Source organism: Paenibacillus sp. FSL A5-0031, assembly GCF_001956295.1.
Taxonomy (GTDB): Bacteria; Bacillota; Bacilli; order Paenibacillales; family Paenibacillaceae; genus Pristimantibacillus.
Genome location: NZ_MRTD01000026.1, coordinates 35,684 through 51,263, shown reverse-complemented (window position 1 = coordinate 51,263; position 15,580 = coordinate 35,684). Strand labels below are relative to the sequence as shown.

The window sequence follows — 15,580 nt, the reverse complement described above, 5'->3', positions numbered from 1 at the left end:
TTTTATTTCAATACTCAGCTCACCGTCCTTGGACGCTCCATGCGCGTCACACCCGGAAAACGGAAGGATGCCCATTCCGGCAAATGCTTATCGATACGTGCTACAAGCACGGTCATATCGTCAATAATCTCTCCATTATGATGACGAACCACCTTCTCAAGCAGCGCATCCGCCATTTCCTGCGGATCATCTGTCGCCAGCTCGCTAATAATTCGCTTCATCCAGAGCTCTTTATTAACCGCAAGGCCCGGCGCATCATAAATGCCGTCACTCATCATGACGAGCGTGTCGCCCGATTGCATCTGCATCGAGACGAAGTCGACGTCAATATCTTGAAGAATGCCAATCGGCAAATTGTTCGCAGTTATCGGAATAACCTCATTTCCTCGTTTAATAAAGCTTGGCGTTGATCCTATTTTCATAAACGTCGTTTGCGCCGTATACAGATCAACGATCGCTAAATCGACGGTAGCAAATACTTCATCGGATGAGCGCAATAAGAGTACCGAGTTAACTGACTTCACGGCCAGCTTCTCATCCATGCCTGACTGCAGCAGCTGCTGCAGAATCGACAATGCCGCGCTGCTTTCCTGACGCGCACGTTCACCATTGCCCATACCATCGCTGATCGCAACTGCAAACTTGCCATTTCCAAGCTCCACCATACTGAAGCTGTCGCCAGACAGCAGATCTCCTCCTTTAGCTGCACCAGCTATGCCCGTCTCCACCTCGTACTGCTTGGCTGAGCCAAACGCGACCAGGGACGGCTCACCGCTTCTCGTTGGGGAGTGCTCCGATTTCACTGCAATATGCTCTCCCAAAATATCACTAAGCAGCGGCGCGATTATTTTTCGGCACTCATCATAGCCTTGTCCAAACGTATGATACACCTCTATATCCACATTCCCCTCCTCTAAGCTCACAATATCAATTCCTTGTACGGATAAACCGAGTCCTTCCACCGCCTCTCGAATTTGCTCCTCCTGCAGATGAAGCGTTTGTCCCTCCCTTTTAATTTCTTTCGCCAAATCCTCCATTACCTGCGATACCCCCTGCAATTGATCCGCTACAAGCTGACGGGAGTCGCATATTTGCTTCTTCCAGTGCATATTATTTTGATATAGCTCGTACTGCTGGCTCATATCCACAAGAACCTGCGAGGATTTCACGCAATGCGCCGACCACGCACGCGGTATTTCCTTAGGGGACGGAATCCGCTTCTCCTCAACGACCGTCATCATATCGGTCATCATTTTGTACGTATGAAAAAACTTGTCCTCCCAGCAAGCATTTTGCCGATGGCAGCTGGCACAGCTGCGCTCAGCAACCGCATTCATAAAATGGCTGATCTCATCCTCCCTTTTAACCGTCGTAACGCTGCTACCCAGCTGGCCAAAGCTCTTTGACAGCTGACGGAACACTTCTGAGTACTGTGATACGCGGTCTGCAGTCACCTCACGTACCCGCTTCGCATAATCATGCTGCGATTTGGCATGCTCATTCGTACCCGGCACATACCTTGATATCGTGCGGATCATAATACGCGGCGTCAGCATAAGCAGCGTTGCGGCTGCTACCGACTCCCAGGTTGAGCTCATAACATCAGCCTGGCTTCCTACATATATGGATAAAATCGATGTTCCAAGCAACATTCCGAATGCCGCTGCCATTTTGCCGCCATCACGCAGCAGACCAGCAAGCAAGCCCGCAAAAGCGAGTAAGCTCATTTGAACGACTGCACCAAAATCAGCCAAGCTTAGAATGAGTCCTGCAACCACACCGACCGAAGCGCCAAGCGGCGCGCCCCCTGCTAAAGCAAAGAGGAGCAGCATATAACGTGACATCACATGCTCTACCGACATTCCGTAAAACACCCATCCAACCGCCCCCGTCATAACCGACGCGAGTAAAATCATTAAACAAATGATTTCCTCGTTTTTGAGAGAAGCTGATTTTTTGGTCATCGTAAGCACTGGTATCGCTTGTATGAACACCAATGTGAGCACGAAACCAAGCGCTGCCTCTACCACAACGAGCATGAAATTGTACCAGCTCAGCTCGTCCCCTATAAATACGCTGAACATTTGCACCATTAACGTTGATGCGAACACAAGAATGGGCGCCGTCGACAGTTCTGCCTTCTCGTAGGTTTCTAATCCCTTTAGGAAAAGAAAGAGTACAGCAATTTCCATCGCAATCCACATCGGGGCAGGATCAGCTGCAAACCAGCTCCCGGCTACTAAGGATATTGCTACCCACGGGTAAATATCCCTTCTCATAAAGTAAATAACGGCGAAATAAGCAATGGCAAACGGCATCAGCGATTCGAGTATAACCGCTCTTCCGAGCAAGAAAGCTACACCTACGAGTAGAAACGTCCACTTTTTTGCTAAAATGACTTGAATGAACCGCCTTGCAGCCGCCCATTCCCGACCTTTCTGCAACATCGTCTGAGCTAGTCCTAACCGTTTCATACCTGGAAGCACAACCGCGTTTTCCTTTTCCATGAGCAGACACCACCATTCCGAATGTAATGTGTTTTTCATTATAGGAGGTTGTCCGCATAAAGTTTGTCAGTTAAAGCAACTGAATTGTAAATTTTTTCCGACAAAAATAAATGGCATTGCGGTCATTGTCATTTCACTGTCAAACATATATCCCGTATGGGATTTCAATGCCTCCTGCACAACCAAATCACACAGGTCCGACAACAAAATATGTGTTGTGTGCTTTCGAAATGATGGCGAATCGAGGTTATAATGTGTCGGGAATGATGGAGGATTAGAGAAAAGTATTTTTTTTACGATTCTGCGCGCTTTACAAACGACATTGACCGTGACAATTAGAGGCTCGTCCAAACATTCACCAGCATATACGCAGTCTTATTGTCCTGCTTCGACAGCAACCTGTATGCGCTTACTTATTATCGCAGGGAATATTGTGCAGCTGGACGCAAAAAAAGCAGAACCGGTTAGGTTCTGCTTCATGTATAATGTTATGACGATTCAGCTTATACTCGCTTGGCACCGCGTCCGCCGCGTTTGCCCTCCGTATTCTTCTTCAAAGAGGAGATGCGCTCTTCGCTGTCTTTCAGGAACCGTGACACTTTATCCTCGAATGACGGTTTACCGTATGCCGGTCTGCCAGCCGATTGCTTGTTGAAGGGACGTCCGCCGCCACCACCACCGCCACCGCGGTTGAAACGTTCGCCACCACCACCACTACCGCCAGTGCTTCCACCGCCGCCTCCGCTGTGACGCTCGCGTTGTTGTGGCGCTGGTTGGCCTTCTGGCCGGTCAATGGCTTGCTTAATGGAAAGCCCGATCTTTCCGTCTTTGTCCACGTTGATCACTTTGACTTTCACGACATCGTCGATCTTCAGGTGATCCTTCACGTCTTTGACGTAATTATCAGCAATTTCCGAAATGTGAACAAGACCCGTGACACCTCCCGACAAGTCGACAAATGCCCCAAAATGCGTAATGCCTGTCACTTTTCCTTCTAACTTAGCGCCCACTTCAATTGCCATAAAATAAAATGTTCCTCCCTAAAAGTTATGCGAAGCAAAACTGAATTCATAAGCATATGCTAAAAGTTTTGCGAAAACGCTATTAACGTGATTATAACCGAACCGTTCAAGTAAGGTCAACAGACGTTCACCCGAATTGACGCCCTAATTAGTCACTGAAAATTTGCTGCTCGCCCTTCTTTACCATGCCCTGCTCTTTTGTTGCTAGCTGTTCGATATATTCTGGGTCGTTTAATCGTTCAATTTGACGTTTAAGCTCCTCGGTTTCTTTGGTGGTAACATCAAGCTTATCTTGAATTGTAGTCAGCTTCAAACCTGTTGCGTTCTTCTGCTGCATTTGGCCAAAAATTGTATACCCCGCCCAGCCCATAAATAGCACGATGAACATCATCCATAGTTTGAACCGGCGTTTTGTGCCAGCATTCCCTGGCGTTTTATTCTCAGCTGCTTTTGCCATGAGCGGTGTTACCTCCTAAACCATTTGCTCCACAATCGAGCTATTCGTTGTCCAAATCCTCTCAGCTTGCCAACTAATTGCCATTTGGCAGCGTAGCGCGATAGCCACCGTCCAAGCGGACGAATGACTGGACCTGCCATCCAAACAAACAATTTCCAAAATGGACGGACTAATTGTATCACAATTTTTAGAGTGAAAATAGTGAGCGCAGACCCAAATGCCAAAATTACCTTTACCAACTTATAGAGCAGTAAAATCGGCTTAACGATAAGAATATCCAGGCATTTTAGCACAATTTGGATTAGTTTGCGAACGGCTCCGATGATCCATTTTACAACTTGAATAACGATACTGCTAAAAAAGAAATAATAGATGACCATCCCAATAGCCAGTCCGATAAAAACGTACGCTCGCACCTCGCCATTGTTGCTAGCGTACAGTACCCGAAAGACGATCAATGCTGCTGCCATCCAGTAAACGACATCAAGCACCGGAAGCCACCAGCGCGGAAGCTTGAGCTCATTCGTCACGACTCGGTAGCCGTCGAATACTGTTCCCATGCCAAGGCCTGATAATAGCATGACCGCCATCGTTAACCATTGCATATTAAGCGTCACTTAAATAGCTTCCCGAACAATCCTTTGGATTTAGAGGAGGAATTGTTGCTGTCCATATAGGCGAGCGAATGGACGAGTCCTTCAATAGTTACCATTCCCTGTTCAAGGCTAAGAAGCTTCATATGCAAATTTTGGCCCTTAACCTCCAAGAAGCCAAGCTCTGTTTCGAGTAAAAACTCTTCGCTGTCAAAGCTCTCTACGTTTACGACGCCGGTAAGCTCCAGCAGCTTGCGATTTAGCATTTTGACTTCCTGACGCTTCTGCCCCTTGCCTTGGTCAACCATAGACTCGTCCTCCGCTTCGTTAACATGTCTTGGCGTAAACGGCTACAGCCGAGCTAGTGCGGCGCAGCATACGTTTCGCGTTCAAATATAAGAAGGGCATAGGCGCAAAGCTTATCCTGTCTTATATGTTAAGACTAGCTTATGGGGCGTGGACGAGAATTAGAACCTAATCTGCTTGATTCATAGCATTCAGCGCGTCGTCGTTTCTTTCTGTATATACCTGTAAAAAAACTAGCAATAGTACAATGGTTACCAACTGGTTGAATAGGCTATAGCATAAATCAAATATCGTCGCGGTTATCCATGATTGATTCACATAGAGAGAGAAAATAAAAACAATAATGCTGGTAAGCACTATGATCATAACGTATCCGCTAATCGCATAGCCTACAAGCTTGAAATAACGCCAGCGTGCCAAATCACGGCTAACTGTCATCGGATTTATCCGTGATGTATCAGCAATAGAAACAATAATAGGCATCAGCATCAGCCATACGGCAAACAAGAAACCCGGAACAATAAATACGATAAATCCCGCAATTACAATGACTCCGTGTAGAAAAGTATACACAATCATGCGCGGCCATTTGCGAAGCCCCCACAGAATGGGCTGCACAATGCCACTGCTATTCCCCGTCATTTTACCAAGTATGTAATAAATAATCATCGGCGTGATGACACATAGGAAAAATAAAATGGTCACACTGTCCATCCTGTTGGCGGGCATATAAATAATGCCGTCTTCCGGTTCAAAATAGTAATAGTTTTTAATAGCCTCAACCGGAATCGTTATTATCGCTGTTAAAAATATAATGGGTACAATGTTTTTGAAATAGAGAGCACAAGCATGCGCAAGCAATGAAAAACCCTTTCGCCGATACTCGGGAATGGGCAGCTGCAGATGATTCATCGAATAGTCCTCCGAGTATATAAACATAATTTATGAGGTTGAAACAGCGAATCTCGTAAAATTTAGAAGCTACTTATTGGGCACAAAAAAAGACTGCCTGCAAGTATTATGCTTGTAGGCAGCCTTGTTGTTATTGCGGTACTTCCCAGTCGAGCGTATTCTCGCGCTGGCGTTGCTCTTCTTTCACCAAGGTATACAGCTCTCCGGCTTCATCCTTACGGGTCGTCTCCGCAATTCGCTCAACGCGAACGGTTACGATTTTTTGACCGAACTGGATTTGGAGCTCATCACCGACTTTGACGGCGCTGCTAGCTTTCGCTTCGCGGCCGTTGATCCATACGCGACCTTGCTCGGAAACATCCTTCGCAACGGTACGGCGTTTGATCAGCCGGGATACCTTAAGAAACTTATCTAATCGCATAGATTATTGGATAGCTTCTTTCAACTTGTTGCCTGCTTTGAATGCAGGAACTTTTGCTTCTGAAATTTCGATTGGAGCGCCTGTTTGCGGGTTGCGGCCAGTGCGTCCAGCACGTTTGCGAGTTTCAAAAGTACCGAAGCCGATCAATTGTACTTTATCGCCACCAGCAAGTGCATCTGTTACTTCGCCCAAGAAGCCGTTAAGTACTGCTTCTACGTCACGTTTAGTCAAACCGCTTTTTTCTGCAATGTTGTTGATCAAGTCTGTTTTGTTCATTATAAAATCCTCCTAATTTTTAACCATTATTTGTGGTCGACGCTTGTGGCGCCGCCTTTGCTTCCCATTTTTACTCTCACGAAGAATACTTATTCTGCCTTGTAGCAAATAAATCCTGCCGCTATTTGAAAATTTTTTGCGTTTGTTGCGGAATAAAGGCGATTCATGACGAATTGCAAGCTAGGATTGACGCTTTGCCTCTTCCCACCAACGATCCATTTCTGTTAAATCAGTCTGGTCAAAATTTTTACCGCTTATACGAAGCTGTTCCTCAATATATTCAAATCTACTGCGGAATTTTTTGTTCGTGCGGGAAAGCGCCTCTTCCGGATCAGCGTGGATGAAGCGCGAGGCATTGACGACTGCAAACAGCAAATCTCCAAGCTCAGCTGCCTGCTCCTCTTCCGATTGTGAGTTTATCGCTGCGCGCAGCTCTGCAAGCTCCTCTTCAATCTTGGCAAGCACAAGGCCAAGCTCGTCCCAATCAAAACCTACCTTAGCCGCTTTTTTCTGAAGCTTGTAGGCTTTCATGAGTGCTGGCAGATCTGGAGGAATGCCATCCAGCACCGATGTACGCGAAACATCGGTTCCTTTTATTCGTTTTTCCTCGGCCTTCATTTGTTCCCAGTTAACCAGCGCCTCTTCCGAATTGCTCGCATCAACATCACCAAATACATGCGGATGGCGGAAAATAAGCTTCTCGTTAAGTGATTGTATCACATCATAGACAGAAAATGCGCCAGTCTCTTCTTCCATTTGGCTATGAAGCATCACTTGCAGGATAACATCGCCAAATTCCTCCTGCATGGCATCCGGATCATCATTATCGATGGCTTCAAGCGCTTCATACAGCTCTTCGATAAAATTTTTACGGATAGACTGATGCGTCTGCTCCTGATCCCATGGACAACCTTCAGGGCTGCGAAGAATAGATACAATTTCATGCAATCGCTCAAAGGAACGATTGCGAAGCGCTGCATCATCAGAGCGCGGTACCCAAATCAACGATAAATTACCGTAACCAGGTGTGCGATCAAGCTCGTATAGCGGAACGCGAATGATCTGCTGCTGGGACGCAACACCAAGAGCATGCCCTACCACAACCTCGTAGTCATCGGGATAACGCTCCATAAGCGCAAGCTTAACATCAGATGCCGTGAAGGCATCATACACCTGTCCAATCAGAGTATGCAACTGCGGCTGCAACAAAGACGGCTGTAATTCAGCTGCATCAAGCAGCGCAAAACCTTCTATTGGATCGATTCCAAGACTAATAAAAGCTTGATCAAGGAAGCTTTCACCGCCGATAATTTGCAGCTCAATACCCGCTTCCGGACATTGCTCACGCAGCAGCTGAACCGTGCGTTCAGCAACCATTGGGTGCCCGGGAACCGCATAAATAATAGGCTCGTCCACGCTTGTGCTCATGCTTTTCGCTTCGGAAATAAGCGCCTCGGCTATTGCCTTGTACACATCCGGAAAGGAGTCATGCTGCTCATACAAAGTATCAAATGAGGTATATTCCATACCGATTTCCAGAAGCATCGACATTGCAGGATGCTCAGCCGTACGGACAAAAATTTTCTTCGCTGCCTGCAGCCTGCGCCATACGCCAAGCGTCATTTGGTCAGGATCACCTGAGCCGAGCCCAACAACAGTAAGATATGGGGTTGCCATAGTGGTAAAGCCTCCTTAACTATTCATTCGTATTATGGTCGAAATTTGATGGAGTAGCTATAATGCCAGCGGCTTAAAAAAGACCTTTTAGGGTCGTTTATAGGGATTGAAACGAGTTCGGAAGTATGTTCGGTAAAGAGCTCTGATGCATTCAAAAATAAGTTCGAAAACTAGCGCACATACATAAAAACACGACTAATCATCGTTTATTTTTGCTCAAAAATCAATAATGAACCAATTTGGCAAAAACATCAATATAGCCGTAAAAATTGCTTGCGATTAGCATATCACACTGGATGTTCATATTTGAAATAGTCAATTCGTAGGAAACAATATGGGATATGGGCATAACGGATAGTTTAGTCTCAATAGCGTATCTATCGTAAAATAGTTTATCTATTTGAGAGAGTTATTGATCAGAATAAATGAGCTGGTAACCAGATTTATTGCCCGCGAAACTAACCTATTTAACAGAATTATTTATAAAAATATGTAATGATTATGCAATAACCTCTACTAATTCTGCTCATAATTGCTAGATTCTTAGAGATTGTTATAGATCTAGAAATAGATCTATTTTCTTCAAAATGACCAAAATTGCATAAGTAAGTCCAGATATTAGTCTTATTTTGCGACGCTTTCTGCCAGCGGGCATCAGAGGTGCGGAATGGTCGGAGATAAGACTAAAATTTAGTTCTATTTGCTTCGGATTGATCAATATTACACAAATAAGCCTAGATATTAGTCTAATATTGCAGCGCTTTCTGCCATTGGGCAGCAGAAGTGCGGAATGGTCGGAAATAGAACTAGAATTTAGTTCTATTTGCCTCAGAATGCTCAATAATGCACAAATAAGACTAGATATTAGTCTTATTTTGTATCACTTTCTGCCATTAGGCATCAGAAGTGCGGAATGGTCGTAAATAGGACTAGAATTTAGTTCTATTTCCTTCGGAATGATCAATATTCCACAAATAAGCCTAGATATTAGTCTTATTTTGCAGCGCTTTCTGCCATTGGGCATCAGAAGTGCGGAATGGTCGTAAATAGGACTAGAATTTAGTTCTATTTCCTTCAAAATGATTAATATTCCACAAATAAGCCTAGATATTAGTCTTATTTTGCAGCGCTTTCTGCCATTGGCAGCAGAAGTGCGGAATGGTCGGAAATAGATCTATGGATTCATCACGTTGAGAGATTACATGTTCAACCGTTGCAAGCGATGCCACACAGCAATGATTGTGCTGGAAAGATGCTTAGGTTTTCTCAACTTTAGAGAAAACCCTAATAATCTACACGAGATAACCTGTGCAGTTCAGACAGTTGGTGTTTTTCATATTACTCCATGAAAAACACTTGCCTTACAAGCGCTCACCGCCGCCAACTTGCGGCGCTAGCGCTCATCTTTTGCTGGCGGAATAAGCCGCCAGCGCTGCAAACGGGCGGCTAGCACCGCGCCGCCCGGCAACGCGCGCAATTCGCGCGCGCTGATAGCGCCGCCACGCAAAGCTGCGGCGCCAAAGGCGCAAGCGCCGACGGCAACGCACGTCAGCGCTTGCGCAGCTGCTGCCGCCCTAGGCGGCAGCCCGCCAAGCGCTGCGCTCAGCGCTCGCTCGGCGATAACAAGCGCCGCGGCCATGACCGCGAGCGCAAAGACCGTGCCAGCCGCCGCACGCCCATGCGACGGCTGGCGTCCCTCTTCCCCGAGCACTCGTTCTTGCATTCGCCCATGTATATGCTCCTGCTCCCGCTCTCGCTCTTGCACTCGTCCTTGCTCTTGCTCTTGCCCAGGCTCTCCCTCTTCCTCAAGTACTCGTTCTTGCACTCGCCCATGCACTCGCTCCTGCACTTGCTCCTGCACTCGCTCTTGCACTCGTCCTTGCTCTTGGTCTCGCCCTTGCACTCGCCCTTGCACTCGCTCCTGCCCATGCTCTCCCTCTTCCTCAAGCACTCGTTCTTGCACTCGCCCATGCACTCGCTCCTGCCCTTGCTCCTGCCCTTGCTCTTGCCCTTGCTCTTGCCCTTGCTCTTGCCCTTGCTCTTGCCCTTGCTCTCTCCATCGCTCTCGCACTCGTCCCCGCTCTTGTTCCTGCTCCCGCTCTCGCACTCGTCCCTGCACTTGCTCCTGCTCTCGTCCCTGCTCTTCCCCCTGCACCCGCTCTCGTACTACCCGCTCACCCGGCATCACTCGCCCTTCCACTCCCGCTCGTCCGCCAGCTAGCGCTGCTCCAGAACCCGCTGCTGCATACCGCACTGCAATGATCCCAAGCAAAGCCGCCACGCTTAGCGCCGCGACACCTGCGATGGCTGCACCTTCAATGCCATAAGTGGGCACAAGCACAGCATTAATTACGCCTTTAAGCAGCGCTGCAACCAGCAGCAAAATAGCTGGAATACGTACAGCGCCTAACCCTTGAAGCACTGGAGCCGTCACCGCATTCACACTGCCCGCAAGAGCAGTGCAGCCAACCAATGCGAAGGCGAATGTGCCTTGAGTATCCGAATACAGCATCATATTGAGCGGTTCCGCGAGCAGCGCCAAGCCGATAGCTGCCGCAGCGCCGATTGCCCAAGCCGCCCGCTCTGCAAGCGAGAGCTGCACTCGAAGCTGTCCGTATGCACCACGCATACGCGCTAACGCAATGCTTGGTACGAGCGCCGCCGCAGCCGCTCCGGCTACCATAACAACAAGCTGCACAAGCGGCTGCGCTCGGCTGTACACGCCAAACGATGTCATTGCCGCCGCTTCCGAAGCCCCGCCTTCCTGCAATAAGCGAGGAACCATAAAGGCATCCACAACGCCAAGAACAGGAACAACCACCGCACCAAGCGCGACAGGCAGTGCAATAACGGCAAGCTTTCTCATCTCTGCTCGTATTGCCCCTGCCATTCGATTAAGCCGCTCCCCGCTGCGTCTGCGCCATAAATATATAGCAAGCAGCAAAAGCGATGCGCAAGCTCCGAATGCCGAACCGCTCATCACACCAGACGCCACAGATGCATCTGCCCATCCAGCGGACCAGCTTAATGCAAGCACCAGCAGCATTACGCCTACACGAATCATTTGCTCAACAACTTGTGAGGCGGCAGACAATCCCATTTGTCCAATTCCCTGCACATATCCTCTTAATGCAGCAACGAACGGAGCAAGCAGCAGCGCAAACGAGACCGAGCGCACTGCACCAGCCGTCTCCGCATCGCCAATCCAACCAGCTACTTGATTCGCTCCACCCCACATCAAGCCAAACGAAATAATACCCGTCACACCAAGCAGCAAAAGCGCAGCGTATAACGTTCGCCTGACGCCTTCTGCATCATCTCCCTTGCGCAGCCTCTCTGCAATGAGAAGCGATACGGCCGTTGGCAATCCCGCAGTTGCTAGAACAGCTGCCAGCTGATAAAACGGATACACGGCGTTGTAAATACCAAACACGCGGTCCCCAGCTAGATTTTGCAGAGGTATTTTTTGAAAAACACCAATCAGCTTTGACAGCAGCGCCGCACCCGCCATGAGCGCAACGCCATTCATGAGATGCTGCTTCGAGCTTCGTTCTACTTGAACCCGTCCTTCAACTGTTGTTTCTGCTGCTTTAGCTAGCGACTGTTCGCCGGCACAAGGTCGCTCTTGGCTCTCCGTAAGTTCAGCCTCAGCTTGGCGTGCTTCGACCCCTCCCACGCTTGTTTTTCGCTTACCCGCCTGCCCCAGCATTTCCGCCGATTGCCCATTTTCCCCCGGCTTGCGGTTCATCCCGTTCACTCCTGCCTATCGCACGATTTCTATTGGTATCTATTATACCTCACAATCGTAAACGTGGAAAAAGCTTCCCCAATCGAGTGTTTCTCGATCAAAGAAGCTGTTATAGCCACATTTCTTACTATTGCTCCATCTGTTTTGCCAAAAAGCCCGCTGCCGTCTCAGCCATTTTTGTTTCCATAGTAGACATTTTTACCGATTCATCCTTGCTAAGCAGCACGACTGTTCCAATGGGGTCGCCACCCGCTATGATCGGCGCAATAACGAAGGAGCTGTAAGTTTCCTGCGTATCCTTCACAATTTCAAAGGCACCGCCATTTGCTTCAGCAAGCGTCTTGCGATTTTCCATACAGCTCTCCAGAACAGTGCCTACCTGCTTATCAAGCAGTTCTTTCTTGGAGGCTCCAGCTACAGCAATTATGGTATCCCGGTCCGTGATCAATGTAACATGATTTGTTCCCTCAAATAACGATTCCGCATATTCCTTAGCGAAGTCGCCAAGCTCACCGATAGGAGAATATTTTTTCAAAATAACTTCGCCATCACGATCTACAAATATTTCTAGAGGGTCTCCCTCGCGAATACGCAGTGTACGGCGGATCTCCTTCGGAATGACGACACGCCCGAGATCATCGATGCGACGTACAATTCCAGTTGCTTTCATTTCTTGTTGCCCCGCTTTCCTAGAGGATTTTGAATCGACTGGATTCTTGCAGCTTGTTTATAACGAAGAAGAAACTTCCTTCAAAAGATTTTGAATCTGACCATAGTATTCATCCGCTCCCAATTTCTTATGCACGGACTACAGTTCAAGCCAAACGTTCCATCTCTTTGTGAAAAAGGCCGTCGACGTATCGTCCAGCCTTCGTTTTACGCTTCCCCGAGCTCGTTTTCAGCATTCCCCATTTCTCCCTTTTGCTTGCATGAGAAGCAAATGCTTTTTAATTGTTTATGGATTAAAAAAGGCAATTATCGATTTGTATCGATAACCGCCCTTTGCCTGAATATTATTTACCTTCATTATTGTCCATCTGATTCGTTTTTTTGAGCCTGCCTGCTTTGCCAAGCGCTTCTCTGAGCAAAAACTCAATGTGCCCGTTGACGCTGCGGAATTCGTCTGCGGCCCACTGCTCAAGAGCACGATGGATATCGGGATCCAAACGAAGCGGAAATGCTTTCTTTTCTTTAGCCATAATAATCAGCCTCTAGCCGTAAAGAGTTCCTGTATTAATGACTGGAGTTGCAGCGCGATCAGATACAATCGCCACCATTAAGTTGTTCACCATCGCCGCTCTCCGTTCGGCATCCAGACTAATCCCGTTTTCCTCCAACTGCCGCAGTGCCATATCTACCATACCAACTGCACCTTCAACAATTTTGGAACGTGCCGCTACAATTGCAATCGCCTGCTGCCTTTGAAGCATGGCACTAGCGATTTCCTGAGCATACGCCAAATGAGTCAAGCGAGTCTCAAGCACCTTTACGCCGGCAACTGCAAGACGGTTTTGCAACTCATTGCCTAGCTCCGCTGCTACCTCATCCGCATTGCCTCTAAGTGAGGAAGCCGCGTCCGAAGAGAAAACATCGTAAGGATATTGCGCGGCAATGTGACGTATCGCCGTCTCGCTTTGAATTTCTACAAAACGCTCATAATTATCAACGTCGAAGCTCGCTCTTGCCGTATCCATTACTTTAAATACAACAACCGCACCAATCTCCACCGGATTTCCTTCCGCATCATTCACCTTTAGTGTTTGGCTGTTGAAATTGCGTACTTTAAGTGAAATATTAACCTTGTTCGTAAGCGGAAGAACCATCCATAAGCCGCTTTCAAGAACAGAACCCATATACGTTCCGAAAAAAGTAACCACCTTCGCCTCATTCGGCTGAACGATCGTAAGAGAGGATAAACAAATGACTGACAGCAAAATCAAAAAGGCGCCAACACCGATAATTACCCCAGACCCACCGTCCTTGGATGCTTCCGATATCGTTAGAAAAATACCGCCAGCAGCAGCAACTACCGAAAACAGCAATGCCATGTATCCGCTAACATACCAGGCTTTCTTCTCGTTCATTAAACCCCACTCCTTCATCTTTTTCTATATTGTTTTGATATAAATATGATATCACTTTTTACATATATAAGCAATTAATTCTTTTTACATCCAACCTCTTTTTGCAACAAAGGCAGCTGCTGCTTCGTCACAAAAAGCAAAGAGATAAAGAAGGGATGAATACATTGAAATATTTATTAATCCTATTTCTGCTTTCCTTGTCGATCGGTTGTACAGGAGAAACCAAAACAACGTCAGAGCAATCCATTTCTCGAAGCTATCTTGAAGAAAAAGGATATCGAATCAGCTCAAAAGATGGGCAAGTTGAGAGCTACGAGCTTACCGAACAGAAATTATCAGTATTGCCCTATATGATGTACTGGGGGTTGCAGCGGGTGAACCCCTCCGATTATATTGGAAAAACGATTCATATACAGAAATTTACCGTAACGAACCACCCGCTAAGCAAAGATAAGGTAGATGTTTTTGTTTATTTGGCTGATGGTCAGCCCATAGGAGGAACTTCATTTCCATACGGAGACACTACAGACGGCGGGTATTGGTCTATAGAAGGCAAAAATTTAGAAGATATTCAAGGAATGTCTTATCAAGAGTGGCGTAAAAGCTGGACTGAGAAATATAAAAGCACTTCACCAGATGAAGCATAAAGCATTCCATATACAGGGGGATTTATATGAAAATAAAGAACGACGTGCAGGAAATCATCGAAAACCTTCGGCATATAGGTGCCATTGAAAATCAGTCCGAAATCCATAAACAAATGGACGGAACGACGGAAGGTCTTGTATACCTCATTAAAGTCGATGAATCACCCAAATATGTGCTAAAGCTCGATCAGCCAGTTGCACTTTCTTTAGTTGAACAATATAAAAAAACATATCCAGATGCACCTATGTTGCCTAAGCTTACTTACACCGCTCCAGATAAAACATATATCGTTTATACATTTCTCAAGGGTTCAACCGATTATATTGTCGGCTCTAAGGAGCAATGGTTGAAGGCTTTAGTGAGCGGACTTATTCAGCATTACATAAGCTGCTCACCATCACAGAAATGGGGAGATTGGCTGGATAATCCCCGCAATACTTGGCGAGAATTTATGGAGGAGAAAGTCGATTACGCTCGAAGTTATATCGGCGACCGCTTGCCATTAGAGGATCATACCCTTGTAAAATCACTTTTAAAGAAAGCAACGATGAGCGAATCTCAGGGAAAATTTTTGCTTCACGGCGACTGCGGTGTTCACAACTTCATTTTTAGTCATAACGAGTTAATTGGCGTTATCGATCCTTCACCAATAATCGGACCTCCGCTCTATGACTTGCTTTATGCATTCTGTTCCTCACCTGATGACTTGAGCATAGAGACGTTAATGCCTGCATTCGTTATGCTTAATCAATCGGATGAGGATCAACCAAGGCTAATTGAAGAAGTGATCATCCAGCTCTATTACCGTTTAGGCATTTGCCTCAAGCATCACCCTCACGATATAGACGACTACTTACAAGCATGGCGTTACTGGAAGTCCTTAATAAGCAATGAATAAACCACTATCATCACAGCTCAAAAACAGCTCT

General features: G+C 46.9%; 15 protein-coding genes. 2 read left to right on the top strand and 13 right to left on the bottom strand.

From position 1 onward, the window contains the following. Nucleotides 1–14 precede the first annotated feature (14 nt). The 13 genes from spoIIE to BK120_RS30600 form a co-directional block, all read right to left on the bottom strand. The gene (gene spoIIE, locus BK120_RS30670) at nt 15–2,507 is read right to left on the bottom strand and encodes a stage II sporulation protein E (RefSeq protein ID WP_076271299.1); all 2,493 of its coding nucleotides are present in this window, start codon (nt 2,505–2,507) and stop codon (nt 15–17) included. A 503-nt stretch (nt 2,508–3,010) separates the two neighbouring features. Then, nucleotides 3,011–3,529, bottom strand: coding sequence for a S1 domain-containing RNA-binding protein (locus tag BK120_RS30665; protein ID WP_076271298.1), 519 nt, complete (start codon nt 3,527–3,529; stop codon nt 3,011–3,013). Between the two features lie 148 nt (nt 3,530–3,677). Next, on the bottom strand, nt 3,678–3,986 hold the full coding sequence (locus BK120_RS30660) for an FtsB family cell division protein (protein WP_076271297.1): 309 nt from the start codon (nt 3,984–3,986) through the stop codon (nt 3,678–3,680). Between the two features lie 8 nt (nt 3,987–3,994). Beyond that, complete coding sequence (yabQ, locus tag BK120_RS30655; protein ID WP_076271296.1) at nt 3,995–4,603, bottom strand: spore cortex biosynthesis protein YabQ; 609 nt, start codon at nt 4,601–4,603, stop codon at nt 3,995–3,997. After that, on the bottom strand, nt 4,600–4,887 hold the full coding sequence (gene yabP, locus BK120_RS30650; RefSeq protein ID WP_076271295.1) for a sporulation protein YabP: 288 nt from the start codon (nt 4,885–4,887) through the stop codon (nt 4,600–4,602). Before yabP ends, yabQ begins: the two co-directional genes overlap by 4 nt. A gap of 166 nt (nt 4,888–5,053) precedes the next feature. After that, entirely contained in the window at nt 5,054–5,797 is a 744-nt protein-coding gene (locus tag BK120_RS30645; RefSeq protein WP_076271294.1) for a YciC family protein, read from the bottom strand. A 130-nt stretch (nt 5,798–5,927) separates the two neighbouring features. Next, nucleotides 5,928–6,218, bottom strand: coding sequence for an RNA-binding S4 domain-containing protein (locus BK120_RS30640; protein WP_076271293.1), 291 nt, complete (start codon nt 6,216–6,218; stop codon nt 5,928–5,930). A gap of 3 nt (nt 6,219–6,221) precedes the next feature. Then, nucleotides 6,222–6,494 carry an HU family DNA-binding protein gene (locus BK120_RS30635; protein WP_053373361.1) on the bottom strand — a complete coding sequence of 91 codons (273 nt, stop codon included), beginning with the start codon at nt 6,492–6,494 and terminating at the stop codon, nt 6,222–6,224. Between the two features lie 180 nt (nt 6,495–6,674). Then, nucleotides 6,675–8,171 (bottom strand): bifunctional methyltransferase/pyrophosphohydrolase YabN, encoded by a 1,497-nt coding sequence (yabN, locus tag BK120_RS30630; RefSeq protein WP_076271292.1) that lies wholly within the window; start codon nt 8,169–8,171, stop codon nt 6,675–6,677. 1,393 nt (nt 8,172–9,564) lie between these two features. Beyond that, the gene (locus BK120_RS34730; RefSeq protein WP_083682657.1) at nt 9,565–11,919 is read right to left on the bottom strand and encodes a polysaccharide biosynthesis protein; all 2,355 of its coding nucleotides are present in this window, start codon (nt 11,917–11,919) and stop codon (nt 9,565–9,567) included. A gap of 127 nt (nt 11,920–12,046) precedes the next feature. After that, complete coding sequence (spoVT, locus tag BK120_RS30610) at nt 12,047–12,589, bottom strand: stage V sporulation protein T (RefSeq protein WP_054025813.1); 543 nt, start codon at nt 12,587–12,589, stop codon at nt 12,047–12,049. Between the two features lie 343 nt (nt 12,590–12,932). Further along, nucleotides 12,933–13,118 carry a type II toxin-antitoxin system antitoxin gene (locus BK120_RS30605; RefSeq protein WP_076271291.1) on the bottom strand — a complete coding sequence of 62 codons (186 nt, stop codon included), beginning with the start codon at nt 13,116–13,118 and terminating at the stop codon, nt 12,933–12,935. Nucleotides 13,119–13,130: 12 nt separating this feature from the next. Next, the gene (locus BK120_RS30600; RefSeq protein ID WP_076271290.1) at nt 13,131–14,003 is read right to left on the bottom strand and encodes an SPFH domain-containing protein; all 873 of its coding nucleotides are present in this window, start codon (nt 14,001–14,003) and stop codon (nt 13,131–13,133) included. Nucleotides 14,004–14,158: 155 nt separating this feature from the next. Here BK120_RS30600 and BK120_RS30595 point away from each other — a divergent pair, with 155 nt between their 5' ends. Both BK120_RS30595 and BK120_RS30590 read left to right on the top strand, forming a co-directional pair. Beyond that, nucleotides 14,159–14,650, top strand: coding sequence for a hypothetical protein (locus BK120_RS30595; RefSeq protein ID WP_076271289.1), 492 nt, complete (start codon nt 14,159–14,161; stop codon nt 14,648–14,650). Nucleotides 14,651–14,676: 26 nt separating this feature from the next. Next, complete coding sequence (locus tag BK120_RS30590; protein ID WP_076271288.1) at nt 14,677–15,549, top strand: phosphotransferase; 873 nt, start codon at nt 14,677–14,679, stop codon at nt 15,547–15,549. Nucleotides 15,550–15,580: the final 31 nt, after the last annotated feature.